Origin of the sequence: Streptomyces sp. WMMC500 (assembly GCF_027497195.1) — a bacterium.
Lineage (GTDB): Bacteria > Actinomycetota > Actinomycetes > Streptomycetales > Streptomycetaceae > Streptomyces.
In genome coordinates, this window is record NZ_CP114905.1 from 2,515,643 (window position 1) to 2,538,131 (window position 22,489).

The window sequence follows — 22,489 nt, forward strand, 5'->3', positions numbered from 1 at the left end:
GGAGTATTAACGAACGGCGGGCGCCTGCGGCAGCCCGATGTGCTCGGCCGCCGCCGGCTCCCCGGGCCCTTCGACGCCGATCCGCGGCAGCCGCCGCTCCAGCCAGCCCGGGAGCCACCAGTTGGCCCGGCCCAGCAGGTGCATCAGCGCCGGCACCAGCAGCGTCCGCAGCACGAAGGCGTCCAGCGCCACCGCCGCGGCCAGCCCCACCCCGAACATCGCGATGATCCGGTCCCCGCCCAGCGCGAACGCCGAGAAGACCGCGATCATGATGAGCGCCGCACAGTTGATCACCCGGCCGGTCTCCGCGAGCCCGACGCGCACCGCCCGCCGGTTGTCCCGGGTCGCCCGCCACTCCTCGTACATCCGGCTGACCAGGAAGACCTGGTAGTCCATCGAGAGCCCGAAGAGCACGGAAATCATGATCACCGGCAGGAACGGCTCGATCGGCCCCGTGGCGCCCAGCCCCAGCAGCCCGCTCCCCCAGCCCCACTGGAAGACCGCCACCACCACCCCGAACGACGACGTCACCGCCAGCACGTTCATCAGCGCGGCCTTCAGCGGCACGCCCACGCTGCGGAAGGCCACCAGCAGCAGCAGGCAGCCCAGCGCGATCACGACCCCGCCGAAGAGCGGCAGCTTGCCGACGATCACCTCGGCGAAGTCGTCCTGGCCGGCCGTGATCCCGCCCACGTGCACCTGCATCGACGTGCCGTCGACGGCCTCGGGCAGCACGTCGGTACGCAGCCGGTCCACCAGGTCGGACGTCGCCTCGTCCTGCGGCGCGGTCTGCGGGGTGACGGTGATCATCCCGGTGCCGCCGCCCTGCCCGTGCACGGCGGCGGTGGCGTCGGCGACGCCCGGCGTGCCGCGCAGCGTCTCGGGCAGCGCGTCGAAGGCCACCCGGTCGTCGGCGCCGTCGAGCTGGGCGACGAGCGTGAGCGGGCCGTTGCTGCCGGGGCCGAAGCCGCCGGCCATCATGTCGTACGCCTGCCTGGTGGTGGCGCTCGCGGGATGGTTGCCCTGGTCGGAGCTGCCGAGGTGGAGCGCGGCGACGGGCAGCGCGAGGACGCCCATGAGCACCAGTGCGAGCGCGCCCAGCAGCCGGGGGCGGCGCTGGACGAGGGCCGCCCAGCGGGCGGCGAACCCGCGCGGCACCTCGGGCCGCGGCCCGTTCTCGACGAGCGCGCGCCGCTCGCGGCGGCTGAGCGCCTTCATGCCGATGACGCCGAGCAGCGCGGGCAGCAGCGTGAGGGAGGCGGCGACGGTGAGCACGACGGTCAGCGAGGCGGCGACGGCGACGCCGCCGAGGAAGTCCAGCCGCAGCACGAGCATGCCGAGCAGCGCGATGCACACGGTGACGCCGGCGAAGACCACGGCCCGCCCGGCCGTCGCCACGGCGCGTTGCGCGGCCTCGCCTACGGGCAGCCCCTCGCGCAGACCGCGGCGGTGTCTGGTGACGATGAACAGGGCGTAGTCGATGCCGACGCCGAGGCCGATGAGCATGCCGAGCATGGGCGCGAAGCCGGCGACGGACATGGCGTGGCCGAGGAGGCTCACGCACCAGTACGCCGTGCCGACGCCGACGAGCGCCGTCGCGATCGGCAGCGCCATCGCGGCGAGCGAGCCGAACGCGACGAAGAGGACGACGGCCGCGACGGCCACGCCGACGGCCTCGCCGTAGTGCACGGACGGCGCCTGCAGCAGCCCGGCCCCGGCGCCGCCCACGGCGACCTCCAGACCGCCGCCCGCCGCGGTCTCGGCGGTCTCGGCGGTCTCGGCGGCGGCGACGACCTTGCGGACGTCGCCGGCCGCCAGGTCGTCCACGGGTGCGTCGTACGTGACGGTGGCGTACGCCGTGCGCCCGTCGGCGCTGACCGCCCCGCCGTCGCCGGCGCCCGTGCCGGTGGCCGGGCCGGTGGCGGCTCCGGCGCCGCCGGGACCGGCGGCGTACGAGCCCTGCGGCCCGGCCACCTCCGCGACCCCCGGCAGCCCGGCGATCTCCGTCAGCGCCGCGTCCACCCGCTCCGCGGTGCGCGCGTCGCGCACCCCGTCGTCGTCGTGCCAGACGACGGTGTCCGCCGCGCCGTCGAGGCCGGGGAACGCCTCGGCCATGAGCACCTGCGCCCGCCCGGACTCGGTGCCGGGGACGTCGTAGTCGTTCGAGTACGCCGGCCCCAGCAGGGACGCCGCGACGGCGGCACCGGCGAAGGCGGCGAGCCAGAGCAGCACGACGACCAGACGGCGGCGTAGACACCACCGGGCGAGACCGGACACGGGCGGCTCCCTGCGACATTCACGATCTTTCAGGGAGGTCGGCCCTCAAAGACTCCAGCACCTGCGCTGCCACTGTGGCAGGCGCGGGAGATCGTTTGTCCGGTCAGTGGCCTTCTTCACACGATTATTCCGCTACGCCCAGCTTTTCCATGATCAGCTCACGCGCCCGGCCCGCGTCCGCCTGGCCGCGGGTGGCCTTCATGACCGCACCGACCAGCGCCCCGGCGGCCTGCACCTTGCCGCCGCGGATCTTGTCCGCGATGGCCGGGTTGGCGGCGATGGCCTCGTCGACCGCGGCGCCGAGTGCGCCCTCGTCCTTGACGATGGCCAGACCGCGCTTGTCGACCACCTCGTCGGGAGCACCCTCGCCGTCGAGGACGCCGGTGATGACCTGGCGGGCCAGCTTGTCGTTCAGCTTGCCCTCGGCGACCAGCGCCGCCACCCGCGCGACCTGCTCGGGCGTGATCGCCAGCGCGCCCAGCTCGACGCCGTCCTCGTTGGCCCGCCGCGCCAGCTCGCCCATCCACCACTTGCGCGCCGCCGCGGCGTCCGCGCCCGCGTCGATGGTCGCGACGATGGGGCCGATGGCGCCGGCGTTGAGGATGGACTGCATGTCGTGCTGGGAGACGCCCCACTCCTCGCGCAGCCGGTTGCGGCGCAGCCGCGGCAGCTCCGGCAGCCCGGCGCGCAGCTTCTCCACCCACTCGCGGGCGGGCGCGACGGGGACGAGGTCGGGCTCGGGGAAGTAGCGGTAGTCCTCCGCCTCCTCCTTGGTACGGCCCGAGGTGGTGGAGCCGGTGTCCTCGTGGAAGTGGCGGGTCTCCTGGACGACCTTGCCGCCGCCACCGAGGACTTCGGCGTGCCGGACGACCTCGGAGCGCACCGCGCGCTCGACGCTCCGCAGCGAGTTGACGTTCTTCGTCTCGCTGCGGGTGCCGAAGACGGTGGCGCCGGCGGGCATCAGCGACAGGTTCACGTCGCAGCGCATCTGGCCCTGCTCCATGCGGGCCTCGGAGACGCCGAGGGCCTTGATCAGCTCCCGCAGCTCGGCCACGTACGCCTTCGCCACGTCGGGCGCCTTGGTGCCGGCGCCGGTGATCGGCTTCGTGACGATCTCGATCAGCGGGATGCCGGCCCGGTTGTAGTCCAGCAGCGAGTGCGAGGCGCCGTGGATCCGGCCGGTGGCGCCGCCGACGTGGGTGGACTTGCCGGTGTCCTCCTCCATGTGGGCGCGCTCGATCTCGACCCGGAAGACCTCGCCGTCGACCTCGACGTCGAGATAGCCGTCGTACGCGATGGGCTCGTCGTACTGCGAGGTCTGGAAGTTCTTCGGCATGTCCGGGTAGAAGTAGTTCTTCCGGGCGAAGCGGCACCAGTCGGCGATCTCGCAGTTGAGCGCCAGGCCGATCTTGACCGCGGACTCCACGCCCGTCTCGTTCACCACCGGCAGCGCGCCGGGCAGGCCGAGACAGACGGGGCAGGTCTGGGTGTTGGGCCCGGCGCCCAGCGTGGTGGCGCAGCCGCAGAACATCTTGGTCGCGGTGCCGAGTTCGACGTGGACCTCCAGGCCCAGCACCGGCTCGTACGTCGCGAGGGCGTCCTCGTACGTGACAGTCACAGCTCTCTTCCAGCCTCTCGACCCCGGCGCGGCCCGCTCAGCCGGCGAGGATGTCGTCGTCGTTCTTCCGGCGCAGCTCACGCAGCAGCAGGGCGACGCCGGTGGCCATGGCGGCGGCGGACACCGCGGCGTCGAGCTGGCGCAGCCGGTCCTCGTCGAAGCGGGCCTGCTTCATCTGCTTGGCGATGCCGACCGCGCCGAAGAGCGACGACGCGAGGGAGATGTAGAGACCGGCCTTGGACTTCTTGAAGTCCTTGGCCTTGGCGAACTTGCTCATAGGGCGGGTGCCTCCTCCAGCAGGGGGTGGCCCCACCGGTCGGTGAACGCGGCCTCCACCGCGGCACCGACCTTGTAGAGCCGGTCGTCGGCCATGGCGGGGGCGATGATCTGCAGCCCCACCGGGAGCCCGTCCTCCGGCGCGAGGCCGCAGGGCAGCGACATGGCGGCGTTGCCGGCCAGGTTGGACGGGATGGTGCACAGGTCGGCGAGGTACATCGCCATCGGGTCGTCGACCCGCTCGCCGATCGGGAACGCGGTCGTCGGGGTGGTCGGCGAGACGAGCACGTCGACCTGCTCGTAGGCGCGCGCGAAGTCGCGGGTGATGAGGGTGCGGACCTTCTGCGCCGAGCCGTAGTAGGCGTCGTAGTAGCCGGAGCTGAGCGCGTACGTGCCGAGCATGATGCGGCGCTTGACCTCGGGTCCGAAGCCCGCCGCGCGGGTCAGCGAGGTGACCTCCTCGGCGGAGTGGGTGCCGTCGTCACCGGTGCGCAGGCCGTAGCGCAGGCCGTCGTAGCGGGCGAGGTTCGAGGAGACCTCGGCGGGCGCGATCAGGTAGTACGCGGCGAGCGCCTTGTCGAACGTCGGGCAGGACACCTCCACCACCTCGGCGCCCAGCTCGCGCAGCAGCTCGACGGCCTCGTCGAAGCGCTGTATGACGCCCGGCTGGTAGCCCTCGCCGCGGAACTCCTTGACCACGCCGACGCGCATCCCGGCCACCGAGCCGTTCCGCGCGGCCTCGACGACGGGCGGGACGGGGGCGTCGATGGAGGTGGAGTCCATCGGGTCGTGGCCGGCGAGCACCTCGTGCAGCAGCGCCGCGTCCAGCACGGTGCGGGCGCACGGGCCGCCCTGGTCCAGGCTGGAGGAGAACGCGATCATCCCGTACCGGGAGACGCCGCCGTAGGTCGGCTTGACGCCGACGGTGCCGGTCACGGACGCGGGCTGGCGGATGGAGCCGCCGGTGTCGGTGCCGATGGCCAGGGCCGCCATGTGGGCGGTGATGGCGGCCGACGAGCCGCCGCCGGAGCCGCCGGGGATCCGGGTGAGGTCCCAGGGGTTGCCGGTGTGGCCGTAGGCGCTGTTCTCGGTGGAGGAGCCCATGGCGAACTCGTCCATGTTGGTCTTGCCGAGGATGACGACGTCGGCTTCCTTCAGCCGCCGGGTCACCGTCGCGTCGTACGGCGGGATCCAGCCCTGGAGCATCTTGGACCCGGCGGTGGTGGGCACGCCCTCGGTGGTGAAGATGTCCTTGAGCGCCAGCGGCACGCCGGCCAGCGGGCCCAGCTTCTCGCCGCGGTCGCGCTTGGCGTCCACGGCCCGCGCGCGGGCGAGCGCGCCCTCGCGGTCGACGTGCAGGAAGGCGTGCACCTTCTCGTCCACGGCGTCGATGCGGGCGAGATGGGCCTCGGCCACCTCGACGGCGGTGACGTCGCCGGCGGCGATCTGCGCGGCGGTCTCGGCCGCCGTCTGCCTGATGATTCCCGAGCCGTCCGCCACGGTCACTCCTCCCCCAGGATCTGCGGCACCTTGAAACGCTGCTGCTCCTGGGCGGGCGCGCCGGAGAGCGCCTGCTGCGCGGTCAGGCTCGGCCGGACGGTGTCCGGGCGCATGACGTTCGTCAGGGGCAGCGGGTGGGAGGTCGGCGGTACGTCCTCGCCGGCCACGTCCGCGACGCGGGCGACCGCGCCGATGATGGCGTCGAGCTGGCCGGCGAAGTGGTCCAGCTCCTCACCGCTCAGCTCCAGGCGCGCCAGCTTCGCGAGGTGGGCGACCTCCTCGCGCGTGATGCCAGGCATGCGGGTCATCCTCACAGGGTGGTGTGACGGTTTCGGGGCAATCCTATGGGGCGCGGGGCCGTGTGCCCGACCGGGTTTCCCGGCGGGGCGGTTACGGCCGCCCGCACGGCCGTCCGCACTGCCGTCCCGCACGTCGCCCCGGCCCGTACGGGAGGCTGCGCGCGCTCCGGCGCGCCACCGCGCCCCGGCCGCGGGTCACTTCGCCGGTTTCACCGGCTCCTCCGCCTCGTCCGGCTGCTGCGCGGCCCCGGCCGCGGCCGCGGCCGGCTCGTCGGCCGGCTCGCGCGCGGCGTCCGGAGCGGGCGGCAGCGCCTTCACGCCGCCGGGTCCCGGCCCGCGGGCGCGCAGCCACGCCGTGGTCTCCTGCGGCGGCATGGCGGCGGCGACGAGCCAGCCCTGCACGGCGTCGCAGCCGAGGTCCCGCAGGTGCTCCCAGGTCTCGTCGTCCTCGACGCCCTCGGCGACGACGCGCAGCCCGAGGGAGTGCGCGAGGTCGACGGTGCAGCGGACGATCTCCAGGTCCTCCGGGTCGACGGCGAGCCGGGCCACGAACGAGCGGTCGATCTTCAGCTCGCTGACCGGCAGCCGGCGCAGGTGGACGAGCGAGGAGTAGCCGGTGCCGAAGTCGTCGAGCGACATCTTCACGCCGTGCCCGGTGAGCCCGGCGAGGGTGTCGGCGGCGCGCTGCGGGTCCTCCAGCAGCACGTGTTCCGTTATCTCCAGTTGCAGCGCGCCGGGCGGCACGCCGTGCCGGGCGAGGCGCGCGGCGACGGCGCCGGCGAACCCCGGCGTGTGCACGTCGCGCGGCGAGACGTTGACGGCGACGGGGACCTGGAGGCCGGCGGCGCGCCAGTCGGCCACCTGGGCGAGCGCGGTCTCCAGGACGTACTCCGTGAGCACCGGCATCAGGCCCGAGGTCTCGGCGATGGCGATGAACTCCTCCGGGCTGACGTGCCCGCGCTCCGGGTGCGCCCAGCGGACCAGGGCCTCCAGGCCGACGACGCGGCCGTCGAAGCCGACCTTCGGCTGGTAGTGCAGGGCCACCTCGTGGGCCTGCAGCGCCCGGCGCAGGTCGCCCAGCAGGCCGAGCCGGTCGGGGGTGTTGCCGTCGCGGCGGGCCTCGTAGACCTCCACGCCGCTGCGGTCCCGCTTGGCCTGGTACATCGCCACGTCGGCGCGCTGGAGCAGGCCCTCGGTCTCGGCGGCGTGCTCGGGGTAGACGGCGACGCCGGCGCTGGCCTCCAGCACCAGGCTCATCCCGTCGAGGTCGAGCGGGGAGCCGAGGGCGGCGACGAGCGTACGGGCCACCCGCTGGGCGCTGGTGGCGGAGTCCGTCAGCGGGATGAGCACGGCGAACTCGTCGCCGCCGAGGCGGGCGGCCTCCGCGCCGCGGGGCAGCGCGAGCCGTAGCCGGCCGGCGAGTTGGAGCAGCAGCCGGTCGCCGGCGCGGTGGCCGAGGGTGTCGTTGACGGCGCGGAAGCGGTCGAGGTCGATGAGGATGAGGGCGGCGCGGCGGCCGGTGCTCTCGGCCTCGCCGAGGGCGTGCCGGGTCCGCTCCAGCAGCCACTGGCGGTTGGGCAGCCCGGTCAGCGGGTCGCGCAACTGCTCCTCGACGCGGGCGCGAGCCATCCACAGGCTGGAGTCGAGCGCGATGAGCGGCACGGCGAACAGCGGCAGCAGCACGGGCGTGTTCACGGCGACGACGATGATGAGCGGCGCGATGCCGAGCAGCGCCGCGCCGCCCAGGCCCTGGCGGGTCAGCGCGGCGCGGGCGAGCAGGCCCGGGCCTTCGCGGTGGCCGGGGGCCGCGTACCAGGTGAGCACACGGGTGACCAGGGTGTACGACAGCGCGGCGGCGATCAGCTCGGGCAGCGCGTACAGGTCCCAGGAGCCGGGCTGCCAGGGCCGCTCGACCGTCGGGTGCTCGCCGCAGGTCCACAGCACGACGGCGGCCGCCGAGATGCCGAGGATCTCGACGGCCCCGTGCAGCGGCGCCGGGCGGCGGTGCGGCCGGCGCACGGCGGCGACAGCGAGGATGACCAGCAGGCTGATGACGGCGGCCGGGATCCAGCCGTAGAGCAGGAGCACGGCCAGGGTGAGCGCGGCGGCCGAGCCGTTGCCGCCGGACCAGCGGTCGCGGCCGGGTGCGACCAGATGGGCGATGAGGGCGGCCGTCAGGACGATCAGGCCCCAGCCCGCGGTGCCGCGGGGAAAGAGCGCGTAGCCCTCCCGCAGCCCGTGCAGCACGCCGACGACGAACACCAGGCCGCCGACGGCCTGCACCAGCCACGGCAGGGCGGGCAGCACCAACCGGCGCAGCACCGGCGCCGGTTCCGTGCTCTCCGTCGGTCGCATCCCGTCCCTCTCACCGCCTGGGGCGCGCGTCGGCGCGCCCATCCACACTAGGCCGCGAAAGGCGGTCTGGGGCGGCGATCGGCTGCGGTCGCCCGATTACCCCCGACTCGCCGGGTTTCGGTCAGCACTCGAACAGGCCGGGCCGCGACGGCTACTCGGGCGGTGTCACCGCGGCCTCGCGGGCGACGTCGGGACCCTGCTCAAGGAGGACGGCGAAGCCCGCGTCGTCGAGGACCGGGACCTTCAACTGCACGGCCTTGTCGTACTTGGACCCGGGGTTGTCGCCGGAGACGACGAAGTCGGTCTTCTTCGAGACCGAACCCGTCACCTTCGCCCCGCGGGTCTGCAGTGCCTCCTTCGCGCCGTCTCGGGTGTGCGACTGAAGTGTTCCCGTGACGACGACGGTCAGACCCTCCAGCGGGCGTGAACCTTCGGACTCGTCCGCCTCCTCCTCCATCCGCACGCCCGCCGCGCGCCACCGCTCGACGATCTCGCGGTGCCAGTCCTCGGCGAACCACTGCGTCAGCGACGCGGCGATGGTCGGTCCGACGCCCTCGGCCGCGGCCAGCTCCTCCTCGCTCGCCGCCATGATGCGCTCGATCGAGCGGAACTCGCGGGCCAGCGCCTCCGCGGCGACCGGTCCGACGTGCCGGATGGACAGCCCGGCGATGACCCGGGCCAGCGGCCGGTCCCTGGCCGCCCGGATGTGATCGAGCATCAGCTCGGTGTTCTTCTTCGGGTTGCCTTCCTTGTTGGCGAAGAAGGTGACGACCTTCTCCTCGCCCGTCTCCGGGTCGCGCTTGGGCAGACCGGTGTCCTGGTCCAGGACGTACGACTTGATGGGCAGCAGGTCCTCGACCTTCAGGTCGAACAGGCCGCCCTCGTCCTTCAGCGGCGGCTCCGCCGGCTCCAGCGGCTGGGTGAGCGCGGTCGCGGCGACGTACCCGAAGTTCTCGATGTCCAGGCAGCGGCGGCCGGCGAGATAGAACAGCCGCTCGCGAAGCTGGGCCGGGCAGGACCGGGCGTTGGGGCAGCGCAGGTCGACGTCGCCCTCCTTCATGGGCTTGAGCGGCGTGCCGCACTCGGGGCACTCCGCGGGCATCACGAACTCCCGCTCGCTGCCGTCCCTGAGGTCGGTCAGCGGGCCCATGATCTCGGGGATCACGTCGCCCGCCTTGCGCAGCGCGACCGTGTCGCCGATGAGGACGCCCTTGGCCCTGACCACGTCCTGGTTGTGCAGCGTGGCGAACTCGACCTCGGAGCCGGCCACCGTCACCGGCTCGACCACCGCGTACGGCGTGACGCGCCCGGTGCGCCCGACGCCGACGCGGATGTCGACCAGCTTGGTGTTGACCTCCTCCGGCGGGAACTTCCACGCGATGGCCCAGCGCGGCGCGCGGGACGTGGAGCCGAGGCGGCCCTGCAGGGCGATCTCGTCGAGCTTGACGACGACGCCGTCGAACTCGTACGCCACGTCGTGGCGGCGGTCCGCGTAGCTCGCGACGAAGGCCCGCACGCCGTCGATGCCGTCGACCACCCGGGTGTACGGCGAGGTGGGCAGGCCCCACTCCTTGAGCAGCTCGTACGCCCCGGAGAGCCGGTCGAAGCGGACGCCGTCGAGCCGGCCGATGCCGTGGACCACCATGTGCAGCGGGCGGGAGGCGCTGATCTGGGGGTTCTTCTGGCGCAGCGAGCCGGCGGCGGAGTTGCGCGGGTTGGCGAAGGGGGGCTTGCCCTCGGCCACCAGGTCCGCGTTGAGCCGCTGGAACTCCGAGAGCGTGAAGTACACCTCGCCGCGGATCTCGACGAGATCCGGGACGTTCTCCCCCGCCAGGCGGTGGGGGATCTCGCCGATGGTGCGGATGTTCGGCGTGATGTCCTCGCCGGCGCGGCCGTCGCCGCGGGTGGCGCCGCGGACCAGCCGGCCGTGCTCGTACGTCAGGTTGACCGCGAGGCCGTCGACCTTCAGCTCGCACAGCAGGTGGTACGGCTGGGGGTCGAGTTCCCTGGCCATCCGGTCGGCCCAGGTGTCCAGCTCCTCGTCCGTGAACGCGTTGTCCAGGGAGAGCATCCGCTCCAGGTGCTGCACGGAGGTGAACTCCGTCTCGTACGCCCCGGCGACCTTCTGGGTCGGCGAGTCGGGCGTGCGCAGCTCGGGGTGCTCCTCCTCCAGCGCCTCCAACTGCCGCATCAGCTTGTCGAAGTCGGCGTCGCTGATGACGGGCGTCGTCACGTAGTACCTGAAGCGGTGCTCCTCGATCTGCTCGGCCAGCAGCCGATGCCGCTCACGCGCCTCGCTGTCCGTACCCACACCGGCCTCCCGTTGTCACTCCGGGTCCCGGGCGAGGGACCCCGCGGCACGGACGCAGTGGGCGAGGGCCCGGCGGGCGTACTCGGGGCCGGCGCCCGCGAGGCCGCACGCCGGAGTGATCACCACACTGCCGGCGAGCGCCTGCGGCGACAGCCCCAGCCTGCGCCACAACGTCCTGACACCCCCGACGCTACCTGCAGGGTCTGACATCGGACCCGCACCGGCGGGCGTGCCCGCGGACGCGTTCGGCGTCGCCGGCACGACGCCCGCGAAGAGCCCGAGCCCGGCCTCCACGGCCTCGCCCACAGACTCGTCCTGGCGTTCGGTCAGCAGCGCCGCGTCGTACGACACGGCCGCGGCGCCCGCGCGGCGCAGCAGCGCGAAGGGCACGTCCGGGGCGCAGGAGTGCACGACGACCGGGGTGCCGGCGGGTCCGGTGGCGCCGGCGGTGTCGATCACGTCGCGCAGCGTGCCCTCGACCACGGCGCGGTCCACGGCCCGGTAGGTGCGGTAGCCGCTGGCGGTGGCGACCCGGCCGGTGAGCACGGCGGTGACCGACGGCTCGTCGAGCTGCAGCACCACCTCGGCGCCGGGCACCCGGCGGCGTACCTCGGCCAGGTGCACGCGCAGCCCCTCGGCGAGCGAGGCGGCCAGGTCGCGGCAGGCGCCGGGGTCCCGCAGCGCCGCCTCGCCGCCCTTCAGCTCCAGCGCGGCGGCCAGCGTCCACGGCCCGGTGGCCTGGACCTTCAGCGGGCCGGCGTAGCCCTGGGTGAACTCCTCCAGCGCGTCCAGATCCTCGCCCAGCCAGGCGCGCGCCCTGCGGGTGTCCATCCCCGGCCGGTCGGCGATCCGCCAGCCGCTGGGCTGCAGGTGCGCGTAGACGTCGACGAGCATCCCGGCGCTGCGGCCGACCATGTCGGCGCCGGGCCCGCGCGCGGGCAGCTCGGGCAGGAACGGGAAGTCGCCGACCTCGCCGGTCACGGTGCGCGCGGTCTCCCGCGCGTCGCCGCCGGGCATGGACCCCACACCGGTGGCGGCACCGGCACCCCAGGGGCGCGTCGCAGTCTCAGTCACGAGGTGAGGGTATGCCGAAGGACCCGCGGCCCTACGGCCCGGGGCGTACGGAGACGTCGGTGAGCTGGGCGTCGCGCGGCAGGTCCAGGGCCGTCAGCAGGGTCGTCGCCACCGACTCGGGGTCGATCCAGCGCCCCGGCTCGTACTCCCTGCCCTCCTGGCGGTGCACCTTGGCCTGCATCGGCGTGGCGGTGCGGCCCGGGTAGACCGTGGTCACCCGCACGCCGCCGCCGGCCTCCTCCGCGCGCAGCGCGTCGGCCAGCGCCTTCAGGCCGTGCTTGCTCGCGCCGTACGCACCCCAGCCGCGCCCCGCGCTCAGCCCGGCGCCGGAGTTGACGAAGACGACGTGCCCGCGCGCCGCCCGCAGCCGCGGCAGCAGCAGCCGGGTCAGCTCCGCGGGCCCGACGAGGTTGACCGCCATCGTCTCGGCCCAGACCTTCGGGTCGGTCTCCGCGACCGGGCCCAGCTCCACCACGCCCGCGGAGTGCACCAGCGCGTCGAGCCGGGCCGGCAGCTCCTGTTCGGCCAGCGCGGCGGCCAGGCTCTCCGGCTCGCCGAGGTCGGCCACCACGGCGCGCGCCCCGGGGAACCGCCCGCCCAGCTCCGCGGCGCGGGCCTCGCTGCGGACGAGGAACCAGAGCCCGGCGGACCCGCGCGCGGCCAGCCGCCGCGCCAGCGCGTCGCCGATGCCGGAACCGGCACCCGTGATCAGGTAGGTGGTGGTGGAGTCGCTCATGGGGCCATCCTGTCAGGGCACCGGAAAGGTCTCCAGATACGTCATGGCGGCCTCCGGGTCGTCCGCGAAGAACATCAGGTCCGTCAGCGGCAGCGGCAGGAACCCCTCCGCCTCCATCCGCCGGAACTGCTCCCGCAGCCCGTCGTAGTACCCCGCGCTGTTGAGCAGCACCACCGGCTTGGCGTGCAGCCCGTGCTTCTTCAGCTCCAGGATCTCCGTGGCCTCGTCCAGCGTGCCGGTGCCGCCGACCAGGATCACCACGGCGTCGGAGCGGCCGAGCAGCTCCGCCTTGCGCTCCGCCAGGTCCCGGGCGATCACCATCTCGTCGGCCCCGGCGCGCGCCTTGTCCGCCAGGAACGTCACCGAGACCCCGACGAGCCGCCCGCCGTGCTCCTGCACCCCGTCGGCGACCACTTTCATCAGCCCCACGTCGGATCCGCCCCACACCAGGGTGTGCCCCCGCTTGCCCAGCAGCTCGGCGAAGCGGCGGGCGGGACCCGTGTAGCGCTCGTCCAGGTCGGCGGCGGAGAGGAAGACGCAGATGTTCATGCGGGAAACCGTACGCGCGGGCCACGACACTCGGACCGATGAGTTTCGGACTCGCGGCCGGTCCTACCCCTGGGCAGCGGCCCCCGACGCACGAGGAGTACGCATGACGCAGCACACCGCCACCTCCGCAGACGGCACCCCCGTCGCGTACGAGACGCTGGGCGAAGGCCCGCCCGTCGTGCTGGTCCAGGGCGCCCTGTGCGCCCGCGCGGTCGACGCGCCGCTGGCGGAGCTGCTCGCCGGCCGCGCCACCGCCGTGCTCTACGACCGCCGCGGCCGGGGCGGCAGCGGCGACGCCACCGCCGGCGTCATCCCTCCGACGGGCGTCGCGGAGCGCGAGCTGGAGGACCTGGCCGCGGTGATCGGCGCGGTCGGCGGCAGCGCGGCGGTGTACGGCATGTCCTCCGGCGCGGCGCTGGCGCTGCGCGCGGCGGCGGCCGGGCTGCCGATCACCCGCCTGGCGGTCTACGAGCCGCCGTTCCGGCCCGACGACAGCGACGACGCCGAGCACTCCGCGGGAGTCGCCAGGCTGCACGAGCTGCTCGCCGCCGGCGACCGGGACGGCGCGGTGGCGCACTTCGTCGGCGGGGTGGGCGCGCCGCCGGAGACGCTCCGGGAGATGCGGGCCATGCCCATGTGGGCGGACTTCACGGCGCTGGCGCCCACCCTCGCGTACGACTACGACGTGCTCGGCGACGGCCGGGTGCCGACCGGGCGGCTGGCGGGCGTGGCCGTGCCGGTCCTCGCGCTGGCCGGCGGGGCGAGCTGGGAGTGGATCCAGGACGCCGCGCGCAGGGTGGCGGACACGGTGCGCGACGGCCGCTTCTCGCTGCTGGAGGGACAGACGCACGAGGTGGCGCCGGAGGCGGTGGCGCCGGCGCTGCGGGAGTTCTTCGCCGCGTAGCCGACCGTACGCAGCCGCGCGCGGGCGCCTCCCCGGCTCCCTGGCGTCCCTACGCCACCGGCGCGCCCGCGCGGCGCGTGGTCGCGATCGTCGCGGAGCCGACCACGCGGGTGCCGTCGTACAGCACCACCGCCTGCCCCGGCGCGACCCCCCGCACCGGCGCCGCGAAGCTCACCCGCAGCTCGTCGCCGGCGACCTCGGCGGTCACCGCCGTCTCACCGCCGTGCGCGCGCAGTTGCGCGGTGTACGCGCCCGGTCCTGCCGGCGGCGTGCCGCACCAGCGCGGCCTGACCGCGGTCAGCGCCTCGACGTCCAGGGACGCGGCGGGGCCGACCGTGACGGTGTTGTCCACGGGCGAGATGTCGAGCACGTAGCGCGGCCGGCCGTCGGGGGCCGGGTGGCCCAGGGCCAGCCCCTTGCGCTGGCCCACGGTGAAGCCGTACGCGCCGGAGTGGCCGCCGACGCGGGTGCCGGACTCGTCGACGACGTCGCCCTCGGCGGTGCCGAGGCGGCGGGCGAGGAAGCCCTGGGTGTCGCCGTCCGCGATGAAGCAGATGTCGTGGCTGTCGGGCTTCTCGGCCACGAACAGGCCGCGCTCCGCGGCCTCCGCGCGGATCTCGGCCTTCGTGGTCTCGGTCTCGCCGAGCGGGAACATCGCGTGCGCGAGCTGCCGCTCGTCCAGCACGCCGAGGACGTACGACTGGTCCTTGGCGGCGTCCGCGGCGCGGTGCAGCTCGCGGGTGCCGTCGTCGCGGGTGACGACCTTGGCGTAGTGGCCGGTGCAGACCGCGTCGAAGCCGAGGGCCAGCGCCTTGTCCAGCAGCGCCGCGAACTTGATCTTCTCGTTGCAGCGCAGGCAGGGGTTGGGGGTACGGCCCGCGGCGTACTCGCTGACGAAGTCCTCCACGACGTCCTCGCGGAACCGCTCGGCGAGGTCCCAGACGTAGAACGGGATGCCGATGACGTCGGCCGCGCGGCGGGCGTCGTGCGAGTCCTCGACGGTGCAGCACCCGCGGGCGCCGGTGCGGAAGGACTGCGGGTTGGCGGAGAGCGCGAGGTGCACCCCGGTGACGTCGTGCCCGGCGGCCGCGGCGCGGGCGGCGGCGACGGCGGAGTCCACGCCGCCGGACATGGCGGCGAGGACCTTCAGACGGGCGGGGCGGGCCGGGTGTGTCGCTCGTGGTGTCATAGCCACTCCAGGGTAACGAGGCGCGGCGCGGAACCGTCCGGCGGCCGGAGGCGTTGGCCGATCGAGACCGGACGACAAGGAATGACCGCATGCCGACGACCGACGGCGACGCCCCGGAGCACGGGGCGGGCGAGCCGCGCGCGGACGCGGGGCGGCCCGCGCCCGGCGCCGCCGGGGGCGACGCGGGGGACGGGCTGCCGCGCCGCTCCAGCCGCCGCGCCGTGCTCGCCGCCCTCGGCGTGGGCGCGGTCGGGGCCGGCCTGGGCTGGGCCGGGTACGAGCATCTCAAGCGCCTGTGGTGGCAGGTGCCCGGCATCGACAAGCCGCGCAGACCGGGTGAACTCGACTACGCCGCCGCGAACTGGGCCGGCGCCTCGGAGGCGAACTGGCGCCGGGCCGACCGCCCCGCCGACTACGGCATCGACCGCGTCGTCATCCACGTCACCGAGGGCAGCTACGCGGTGGCGCTCCAGGTCTTCCGCGACCCCGGCCACGGCGCCGCCACCCACTACGTCGTCCGGGCCGGGGACGGGCACGTCGCGCAGACCGTGCGCGAGCTGGACGTCGCGTTCCACGCGGGCAACCGGGAGTGGAACGAGCGCAGCATCGGCATCGAGCACGAGGGCTTCGTGGACCGCCCGGAGACGCTGACCGACGTCATGTACCGCTCGTCGGCGAAGCTGACCGCGGACATCTGCCGGCGCTACGACATCCCCGTGGACCGCGAGCACATCGTCGGCCACAACGAGGTCCCGGAGGCCACGCACACCGACCCGGGGCCGCACTGGGACTGGCGGCGGTACATGCGCCTGGTACGCGAGGAACACGAGGCACACACAGCCGCGGGCCGCAGGGCGAGCGCGCGGCCGGCACGCGACTCCTGACCGGGGGCGCGCGGCGACCCGCCGCGGTCCCACCGCGACCCCGCGCGGCCCTCCGGAGGGCCGGCGCGCGCCGGCCCGCTCAGGTCAGACCCGCCGCCCGCGCCCGCTCCACCGCGGGCCCGATCGCGGCCGCCAGCGCCGCCACGTCCGCCTCCGTCGACGTGTGCCCCAGCGAGAACCGCAGCGTCCCCCGCGCCAGGTCGGGGTCCGCCCCCGCGGCGAGCAGCACGTGGCTGGGCTGGGCGACGCCCGCGGTGCAGGCGGAGCCGGTCGAGCACGCGATGCCCTGGGCGTCGAGGAGCAGCAGCAGGGAGTCGCCCTCGCAGCCGGGGAAGGAGAAGTGCGCGTTGGCGGGCAGCCGCCCGGCCGGGTCCGGGTCGCCGTTGAGCACCGCGGCGGGCACCGCGGCCCGTACCGCGGCCACCAGGCGGTCGCGCAGCGCGCCCACCCCGGCGGCGAACTCCGCGCGCCGCTCCGCGGCCAGCTCCGCCGCCACCGCGAACGCGGCGATCGCCGGCACGTCCAGCGTGCCGGAGCGCACCTCGCGCTCCTGCCCGCCGCCGTGCAGCAGCGGCTCGGGCGCGTACTGCCGGCCGAGCAGCAGGGCCCCGATGCCGTACGGGCCGCCGATCTTGTGTCCGGTGAGCGTGAGCGCGGCCAGCCCCGAGGCGTCGAAGCCGACCTCCACCTGGCCCGCCGCCTGCACGGCGTCGGCGTGCATCGGCACGCCGTACTCCCGCGCGACGGCGGCCAGTTCGGCGACGGGCAGGACCGTGCCGATCTCGTTGTTGGCCCACATCGCCGTCACCAGCGCCACGTCGTCCGCGCCCCCGGCGGGGCCGCGCTCCAGCGCGGCGCGCAGCGCGTCGGGGTGCACCCGGCCGTGGGCGTCGACCGGCAGCCAGTCGACGGTGGCGCCCTCGTGCTTCTGCAGCCAGTGCACGGCGTCGAGCACCGCGTGGTGCTCGACGGGGCTGGCGAGCACCCGGGTACGGGCCGGGTCCTCGGCCCGCCGCGACCAGTACAGGCCCTTGACGGCGAGGTTGTCCGCCTCGGTGCCGCCGGAGGTGAAGACCACCTCGCTGGGCCGGGCGCCGAAGGCGGCGGCCAGCCGCTCCCGGGACTCCTCCACCGCCCGCCGGGCCCTCCGGCCCGCGGCGTGCAGCGACGAGGCGTTGCCGGTGGCGGCGAGGCGGTCGGTCATGGCCCGCACCGCCTCGGGGAGCATCGGCGTGGTGGCGGCGTGGTCGAGGTAGACGGCCTGGTCCATGATGGTCCCGATTCTACGGCGCCCGCCCGCCCGCCGGGCGCCGCCTTCCGGCCGTACGGACCCGCCCCGGGCCCGCACGGCGGCGGCGCGGCGCCGGCGGCCGGACTACTTCGTGTCGTCGGGTGCCTGGTCGGGCGCGTTCTCCGGGTGCCAGCAGGCGGTGCGCCGGCCGGGCTTCAGCTCCAGCAGCGGCGGCTCCTTGGTCTTGCAGACCTGGGTGGCCTTCCAGCAGCGGGTGTGGAAGCGGCAGCCGGACGGCGGCGCGATCGGCGAGGGCACGTCGCCCTTGAGCAGGATCCGCTCGCGCTGCTGCCGGCGCTTGGTGTCCGGCACCGGCACCGCGGACATCAGCGCCTTGGTGTACGGGTGCAGCGGCTCCTGGTACAGGCTGGTGCGGTCGGCGAGTTCGACGATCTTGCCCAGGTACATGACCGCGATCCGGTCCGAGACGTGCCGGACGACGGACAGGTCGTGGGCGATGATCACGTACGTGAGCCCGAACTCCTGCTGGAGGTCGTCCAGGAGGTTGACCACCTGTGCCTGGATGGACACGTCCAGTGCGGAGACGGGCTCGTCGGCCACGATCAGCTTCGGCTGCAGGGCCAGCGCGCGGGCGATGCCGATGCGCTGCCGCTGGCCGCCGGAGAACTCGTGCGGGTAGCGGTTGTAGTGCTCGGGGTTCAGGCCGACCCGCTCCAGGATCCCCTGGACCTCCTTCTTCACCCCGCCCTCGGGCCGCACGTTCTGCAGCTTGAAGGGGGCGCCGACGATGGTGCCGACGGTGTGCCGCGGGTTCAGCGAGGAGTACGGGTCCTGGAAGATCATCTGCACGTCGCGGCGGAGCGGGCGCATCTGGCCCGTGCTCAGGTGCGTGATGTCCCGGCCCTGGAACTCGACCCTGCCGCCGGTGGGCTCCAGCAGCCGGGTGATCAGCCGGCCCATGGTGGACTTGCCGCAGCCGGACTCGCCGACCACGCCCAGGGTCTCGCCGGGCAGCACCTCGAAGTCGATGCCGTCCACGGCCTGCACCGCGCCGACCTTGCGCTGCATCAGGCCCTTGCGGATGGGGAAGTGCTTGGTCAGCCCGGAGACCCTGAGCAGCGGCTCGGTGCCCGCGGTGGGCTTCTTGCGCATCCGCGCGCCCGGAACGGTCGCGGTCGCCGCCGCCCCGCCGGCGTCGGCCGGCCGGTCCGCCGGGGCCTTCCCCGGGGCGTCCGCCGCGGCGTCCGCCGGGGCGTCGGCAGCCTTCCCGTCCCCCGCCTCTGTCGCCTTCTCGGCCTTCGTCTCGGGCACAGCCTCGTCCTTCACAGCTTCGGCGCAATCTCTTCGGTGTAGATGCGCTCCCGGTCTTCCTGCCGCATGTGGCAGGCGGCGAAGTGGCCGGTTCCCACCTCGCGCAGCTCGGGCCGTACGGTGCGGCTGGCGTCGTCCGCGGGCACGTCCGCGTAGGGGCAGCGGGGGTGGAACGCACAGCCGCTCGGCACGTTGATGAGGCTCGGCGGGCTGCCCTTGACCGGAATGAGCCGGTCCGTGGCCTCGCGGTCGATGCGCGGCATGGAGCCGAGCAGGCCCCAGGTGTACGGGTGCTGCGGCCGGTCGAAGATCTGCTCGGCCGAGCCCTTCTCCACGCACCGCCCGCCGTACATCACCAGGATGTCGTCGGCCAGCTCGGCGACCACGCCGAGGTCGTGGGTGATGATGATGACCGCGGAGCCGAACTCCTTCTGCAGGTCCCGGATCAGGTCGAGGATCTGCGCCTGCACGGTGACGTCGAGCGCGGTGGTCGGCTCGTCGGCGATGAGCAGTTCGGGGTTGTTCACCAGCGCCATCGCGATCATCGCGCGCTGGCGCATGCCGCCGGAGAACTGGTGCGGGTAGTCGTCGACGCGCTTGTCGGGCTGCGGGATGCCGACCCGGTCGAGCATCTCGATGGCCCGCTTGCGCGCGGTCTTCTTGTCGACGTCGTGGTGGACCCGGTACGCCTCCACGATCTGGTACCCGATCTTGTAGTACGGGTGCAGCGCGGAGAGCGGGTCCTGGAAGATCATCGACATCTCGCGGCCGCGCAGCCGGCGCACCGCGTCGGGCTCCGCGGACAGCAGTTCCTGGCCGTTGAGCCAGATCTCGCCGGAGAGCTGTGCCCGCCGCCGCTTGCCGTACTGCCCGGCGGTGTGCAGGCCCATCACCGCCAGCGAGGTGACGGACTTGCCGGAGCCGGACTCGCCCACGATGCCGAGGGTCCTGCCCTTCTCCAACTGGAAGGACAGCCCGTCGACGGACTTCACCACGCCGTCGTCGGTCGGGAAGTGGACCTTCAGGTCCCGGATGTCCAGGAACGACGACGCCTCCGTGCCGGCGGGCACCGGCTCGCCGACGGCGCCCGTCTTCGTCAGACCGGTCACGAGACCCTCACCCTCGGGTCGATGGCGGCGTACACGAAGTCGACCACCAGATTGCACATCACGATGAAGAAGGCGGCGAACAACGTCACGCCGAGGATCGGCGGCAGGTCGTTCTCGTTGATGGACTGCACCGCCCAGGAACCGACCCCGTTGAAGGAGAACACCGTCTCGGTGATCACCGCCCCGCCGAGCAGCAGCGCGAAGTCCATGCCGAAGATGGTCACGATGGGGGTCAGCGCGGAGCGCAGCCCGTGCCGGGTGATCACCACCGGCTCCTTCAGGCCCTTCGCGCGGGCGGTGCGGATGTAGTCCTCGCCCATGGTCTCCAGCATTCCGGCGCGCGTGAGTCTCGCATAGAGCGCGGAATAGAGGAACGCCAGCGAGAACCAGGGCAGCATCAACCCCTGGAACCAGCGCACCGGATTCTCGGTGAGCGGCGTGTACTCGTTGGGGAAGATCTCCCAGTTGTAGACGAAGAGCGCCAGCGCGACGGTGCCGGTGAAGAACATCGGCAGCGAGACGCCGGCCAGGGCGATGCCCATCGCCGCGCGGTCGAAGAACGACCCCGGGCGCAGCGCCGAGATCACGCCCGTCGTCACCCCGGAGATCAGCCACAGCACGGCGGCGCCGATGGCCAGCGAGGCGGTGACCGGCAGCCGGTCCAGCATCTCCGGCCAGACCTCCACGTGCTTGCGGAAGGAGTAGCCGAGGCAGGGCGCGTTGCACTGCGACGGGTCGGGGCCGAAGTTGAACTCCCGGCCGGCGAAGATGCCGCGGATGAAGTCCCAGTACTGGACGTAGACGGGATCGTCGAGGCCGAGGTTCTGCTTGACCGCTTCGATGGTCTTGGGGTCCGGGCTCTTGCCGATGTACTGCGCGGCGAGCTGGTCGGCGGAGCTGCCGGCTAGCCGCGGCAGGATGAAGAAGATGGCGTAGGTGATGGCGCTCACGACGAAGAGCAGCACCACCGCGGCCAGCAGCCGCCGGATGAGATACGCGAACACGAGGGCGTGCCTTCCACGGTCCGGGCGGCGCGGGCGGTGCCGGTGAAGGGCACCGCCCGCGCAGCCGGTGGGGGTGCTACTTCAGGCCGAGGTTCAGGTAGTCGTACTGACCACTGAACGCCTGCGAGACCACCAGGTTGGTGAGCTTGTCCGAGCGGTAGTGCAGGACCTTGAAGTAGGACAGGGGCACGATGGCCGCCGTCTCCAGCATCTTCTTGTCCACCTCGGCGTACGCCTTGGCACGGGCCGCCTGGTCCGGGTTGGCGATCGACTCGTCGAGCAGCTTGTTGATCTCCGGGTCGTCCAGGTACGAGATGTTCGTGTTACCGGACTCGCCGAGGGCGCCGCCGTTGGCGATCTGCTGCAGGAAGCCGTAGCCGCTGGGCCAGTCGGAACCCCACTGCATCATGTACAGACCGGCCTTGTTGTCCTGGGTCCACTTCCGGGAACCAGCGAAGTCGGTGAAGTACTTGCCGCCGGGGAACTTCTGGATCTCGGCGTTGATGCCGACCTTCTTCAGCGCCGCCTGGATCGCGGTGGCGTTGTCGATCTCGTCCTGCCGCTCGGTGCGCGCGGTCAGCACGGTGTCGAACCCGTCGGGCTGGCCGCACTCCTTCAGCGCGGCCTTGGCCTTCTCCACGTCGCCCTTGTTGCCCTCGGTGGCGTACGGGTCGTCGTACGCCTCGTGGCTCGGGACGTCCGGGGGCAGCGCGGTGGTGGCGATGTCGCCCTTGGGCTCGCCGCCGAGCGCGCGCATGGAGGAGTCCTTGTCGATGGCGTACTCCACGGCCTTGCGGCAGTTGACGTCATCGAAGGGCGCGAGCTGGGTGTTCATCGCCAGGTAGGTCAGGCGGCCACCGGTCGGGTTGTCGATCATGTTGGACTCGTCCCGCAGAAGCTGGGACTGCGTCTGACCGGTGACGCCGAGGGCGTCGAACATGACGTGGGTCTCGCCGGCCTCGATGTTCTTGTCGATGGTCTCGGCGTTGACCTTGAACCGGACCTCGATCTTGTCCGGGAGCTGCTTGCGGATCTTGTCCGTCTTCGGGTCCCACTGGTCGTTGCGGACCAGGGTGGCGGACTTGTCCTGCTCGAAGCTCTCGAACTTGTACGAGCCGGAGGAGACGATGTTCTTCTGGTAGTCCGAGCCGTTGTCCTTGTCCCGCGGCACCGGCGCGGTCTGGGTCATCGCGACCAGGTAGTCGAACTCCTGGAACGGCTGGGCGAGGTTGAAGACGATCGTGTGGTCGTCCGGGGTCTGGATGGAGGAGATGCCCTCTTCGCTCTTGTCCTTGTACGGACCCTTGTAGTCGTCCGGGTTCTCCAGGTACTGGGCGAAGTAGTTCGGGCCGAGGGAGAGCACGTCGCGGGCGTAGTTGCTCCGCTCGACGGCGTACTTGACGTCACCGGCCGTGATCTCGGTGCCGTCCTCGTACTTGACGCCCTTCTTGATCTTGTACGTCCAGGTCTTGCCGCCGTCGGTCGACTCACCGGGACCCTCGGCGAGGTCCGGCACCGGCTCCGCGGCCTGCGCGCCCGGGCCGGGGGCGTACGTCATGAGGGAGCGGGCGTACAGCCGGCTGAAGTTCCACACGTAGCCGTAGTACGTGTTGCCCGGGTCCATCGAGTCCGGCACGTCGGCGGACTCGTAGACGAGGGTTCCGCCCTTCTTCTCGGACGGGTTGAGCACCTTATCGATCGCCGCGTTCGCGGCGGCGCCGCCGCCCTCGCCCTCCCCGTCGTCATCGTTGCCGCCGCCGCCGCAGGCGGAGACGGTCAGCGCGACCGAGACGGCAACCGCGAGCATGGCGGCTGATTTCGACCTGAGTTTCATGGTGAGG

Annotated in this window: 18 protein-coding genes; 2 read left to right on the plus strand and 16 right to left on the minus strand. The window is 73.3% G+C overall.

The window, feature by feature from the left end; genetic code table 11:
- Window positions 1-6: 6 nt before the first annotated feature.
- The 10 genes from O7599_RS10190 to O7599_RS10235 all read right to left on the minus strand — a co-directional run bounded on the left by O7599_RS10190 (window position 7) and on the right by O7599_RS10235 (window position 12,995).
- A complete protein-coding gene (locus tag O7599_RS10190) occupies window positions 7-2,277 on the minus strand; it encodes an MMPL family transporter (RefSeq protein ID WP_281621806.1) in 2,271 nt (756 codons plus the stop codon).
- A gap of 124 nt (window positions 2,278-2,401) precedes the next feature.
- On the minus strand, window positions 2,402-3,895 hold the full coding sequence (gene gatB, locus O7599_RS10195; protein WP_281621807.1) for an Asp-tRNA(Asn)/Glu-tRNA(Gln) amidotransferase subunit GatB: 1,494 nt from the start codon (window positions 3,893-3,895) through the stop codon (window positions 2,402-2,404).
- Between the two features lie 37 nt (window positions 3,896-3,932).
- On the minus strand, window positions 3,933-4,172 hold the full coding sequence (locus O7599_RS10200; RefSeq protein WP_281621808.1) for a hypothetical protein: 240 nt from the start codon (window positions 4,170-4,172) through the stop codon (window positions 3,933-3,935).
- Window positions 4,169-5,671 carry an Asp-tRNA(Asn)/Glu-tRNA(Gln) amidotransferase subunit GatA gene (gene gatA / locus O7599_RS10205; protein ID WP_281621809.1) on the minus strand — a complete coding sequence of 501 codons (1,503 nt, stop codon included), beginning with the start codon at window positions 5,669-5,671 and terminating at the stop codon, window positions 4,169-4,171. Before gatA ends, O7599_RS10200 begins: the two co-directional genes overlap by 4 nt.
- 2 nt (window positions 5,672-5,673) lie before the next feature.
- Window positions 5,674-5,970 (minus strand): Asp-tRNA(Asn)/Glu-tRNA(Gln) amidotransferase subunit GatC, encoded by a 297-nt coding sequence (gene gatC, locus O7599_RS10210; RefSeq protein ID WP_281621810.1) that lies wholly within the window; start codon window positions 5,968-5,970, stop codon window positions 5,674-5,676.
- Between the two features lie 195 nt (window positions 5,971-6,165).
- Entirely contained in the window at window positions 6,166-8,325 is a 2,160-nt protein-coding gene (locus O7599_RS10215) for a bifunctional diguanylate cyclase/phosphodiesterase (protein WP_281621811.1), read from the minus strand.
- A 151-nt stretch (window positions 8,326-8,476) separates the two neighbouring features.
- On the minus strand, window positions 8,477-10,636 hold the full coding sequence (ligA, locus tag O7599_RS10220) for an NAD-dependent DNA ligase LigA (RefSeq protein ID WP_281621812.1): 2,160 nt from the start codon (window positions 10,634-10,636) through the stop codon (window positions 8,477-8,479).
- Between the two features lie 15 nt (window positions 10,637-10,651).
- Window positions 10,652-11,710, minus strand: a complete 1,059-nt coding sequence (locus O7599_RS10225) for a methionine synthase (RefSeq protein ID WP_281621813.1) — start codon at window positions 11,708-11,710, stop codon at window positions 10,652-10,654.
- Between the two features lie 31 nt (window positions 11,711-11,741).
- Entirely contained in the window at window positions 11,742-12,446 is a 705-nt protein-coding gene (locus O7599_RS10230) for an SDR family oxidoreductase (RefSeq protein WP_281621814.1), read from the minus strand.
- Between the two features lie 12 nt (window positions 12,447-12,458).
- A complete protein-coding gene (locus O7599_RS10235; RefSeq protein WP_281621815.1) occupies window positions 12,459-12,995 on the minus strand; it encodes a TIGR00730 family Rossman fold protein in 537 nt (178 codons plus the stop codon).
- Between the two features lie 103 nt (window positions 12,996-13,098).
- On the opposite strand from O7599_RS10235, the gene O7599_RS10240 reads away from it, so the two are divergent.
- A complete protein-coding gene (locus tag O7599_RS10240) occupies window positions 13,099-13,899 on the plus strand; it encodes an alpha/beta hydrolase (protein ID WP_281621816.1) in 801 nt (266 codons plus the stop codon).
- A 49-nt stretch (window positions 13,900-13,948) separates the two neighbouring features.
- Here O7599_RS10240 and mnmA read toward each other — a convergent pair whose 3' ends face one another.
- Complete coding sequence (gene mnmA / locus O7599_RS10245) at window positions 13,949-15,088, minus strand: tRNA 2-thiouridine(34) synthase MnmA (RefSeq protein WP_281621817.1); 1,140 nt, start codon at window positions 15,086-15,088, stop codon at window positions 13,949-13,951.
- A gap of 89 nt (window positions 15,089-15,177) precedes the next feature.
- Between mnmA and O7599_RS10250 the strand changes: the two genes are divergently transcribed.
- The gene (locus tag O7599_RS10250) at window positions 15,178-15,972 is read left to right on the plus strand and encodes an N-acetylmuramoyl-L-alanine amidase (RefSeq protein ID WP_281621818.1); all 795 of its coding nucleotides are present in this window, start codon (window positions 15,178-15,180) and stop codon (window positions 15,970-15,972) included.
- Between the two features lie 79 nt (window positions 15,973-16,051).
- On the opposite strand, the gene O7599_RS10255 is transcribed toward O7599_RS10250, so the two are convergent.
- From O7599_RS10255 to O7599_RS10275, 5 genes are all read right to left on the minus strand, one after another.
- Window positions 16,052-17,242, minus strand: a complete 1,191-nt coding sequence (locus O7599_RS10255) for a cysteine desulfurase family protein (protein WP_281621819.1) — start codon at window positions 17,240-17,242, stop codon at window positions 16,052-16,054.
- Between the two features lie 105 nt (window positions 17,243-17,347).
- The gene (locus O7599_RS10260; protein ID WP_281621820.1) at window positions 17,348-18,550 is read right to left on the minus strand and encodes a dipeptide ABC transporter ATP-binding protein; all 1,203 of its coding nucleotides are present in this window, start codon (window positions 18,548-18,550) and stop codon (window positions 17,348-17,350) included.
- On the minus strand, window positions 18,547-19,644 hold the full coding sequence (locus O7599_RS10265; protein WP_281621821.1) for an ABC transporter ATP-binding protein: 1,098 nt from the start codon (window positions 19,642-19,644) through the stop codon (window positions 18,547-18,549). The genes O7599_RS10260 and O7599_RS10265 overlap by 4 nt, the downstream gene beginning before the upstream one ends.
- Window positions 19,641-20,648, minus strand: a complete 1,008-nt coding sequence (locus tag O7599_RS10270) for an ABC transporter permease (protein ID WP_281621822.1) — start codon at window positions 20,646-20,648, stop codon at window positions 19,641-19,643. The genes O7599_RS10265 and O7599_RS10270 overlap by 4 nt, the downstream gene beginning before the upstream one ends.
- 76 nt (window positions 20,649-20,724) lie before the next feature.
- Entirely contained in the window at window positions 20,725-22,455 is a 1,731-nt protein-coding gene (locus O7599_RS10275) for an ABC transporter substrate-binding protein (protein WP_281623335.1), read from the minus strand.
- Between the last annotated feature and the right edge of the window lie 34 nt (window positions 22,456-22,489).

Coding starts and splice junctions, on each gene's coding strand:
- O7599_RS10250 (WP_281621818.1), top strand. CDS start 15,178: ATGCCGACGACCGACGGCGACGCCCCGGAGCACGGGGCGGGCGAGCCG.
- O7599_RS10230 (WP_281621814.1), bottom strand. CDS start 12,446: ATGAGCGACTCCACCACCACCTACCTGATCACGGGTGCCGGTTCCGGC.
- O7599_RS10240 (WP_281621816.1), top strand. CDS start 13,099: ATGACGCAGCACACCGCCACCTCCGCAGACGGCACCCCCGTCGCGTAC.
- O7599_RS10275 (WP_281623335.1), bottom strand. CDS start 22,455: ATGCTCGCGGTTGCCGTCTCGGTCGCGCTGACCGTCTCCGCCTGCGGC.
- O7599_RS10235 (WP_281621815.1), bottom strand. CDS start 12,995: ATGAACATCTGCGTCTTCCTCTCCGCCGCCGACCTGGACGAGCGCTAC.
- O7599_RS10215 (WP_281621811.1), bottom strand. CDS start 8,325: ATGCGACCGACGGAGAGCACGGAACCGGCGCCGGTGCTGCGCCGGTTG.
- gatC (WP_281621810.1), bottom strand. CDS start 5,970: ATGCCTGGCATCACGCGCGAGGAGGTCGCCCACCTCGCGAAGCTGGCG.
- mnmA (WP_281621817.1), bottom strand. CDS start 15,088: ATGACACCACGAGCGACACACCCGGCCCGCCCCGCCCGTCTGAAGGTC.
- O7599_RS10255 (WP_281621819.1), bottom strand. CDS start 17,242: ATGGACCAGGCCGTCTACCTCGACCACGCCGCCACCACGCCGATGCTC.
- O7599_RS10200 (WP_281621808.1), bottom strand. CDS start 4,172: ATGAGCAAGTTCGCCAAGGCCAAGGACTTCAAGAAGTCCAAGGCCGGT.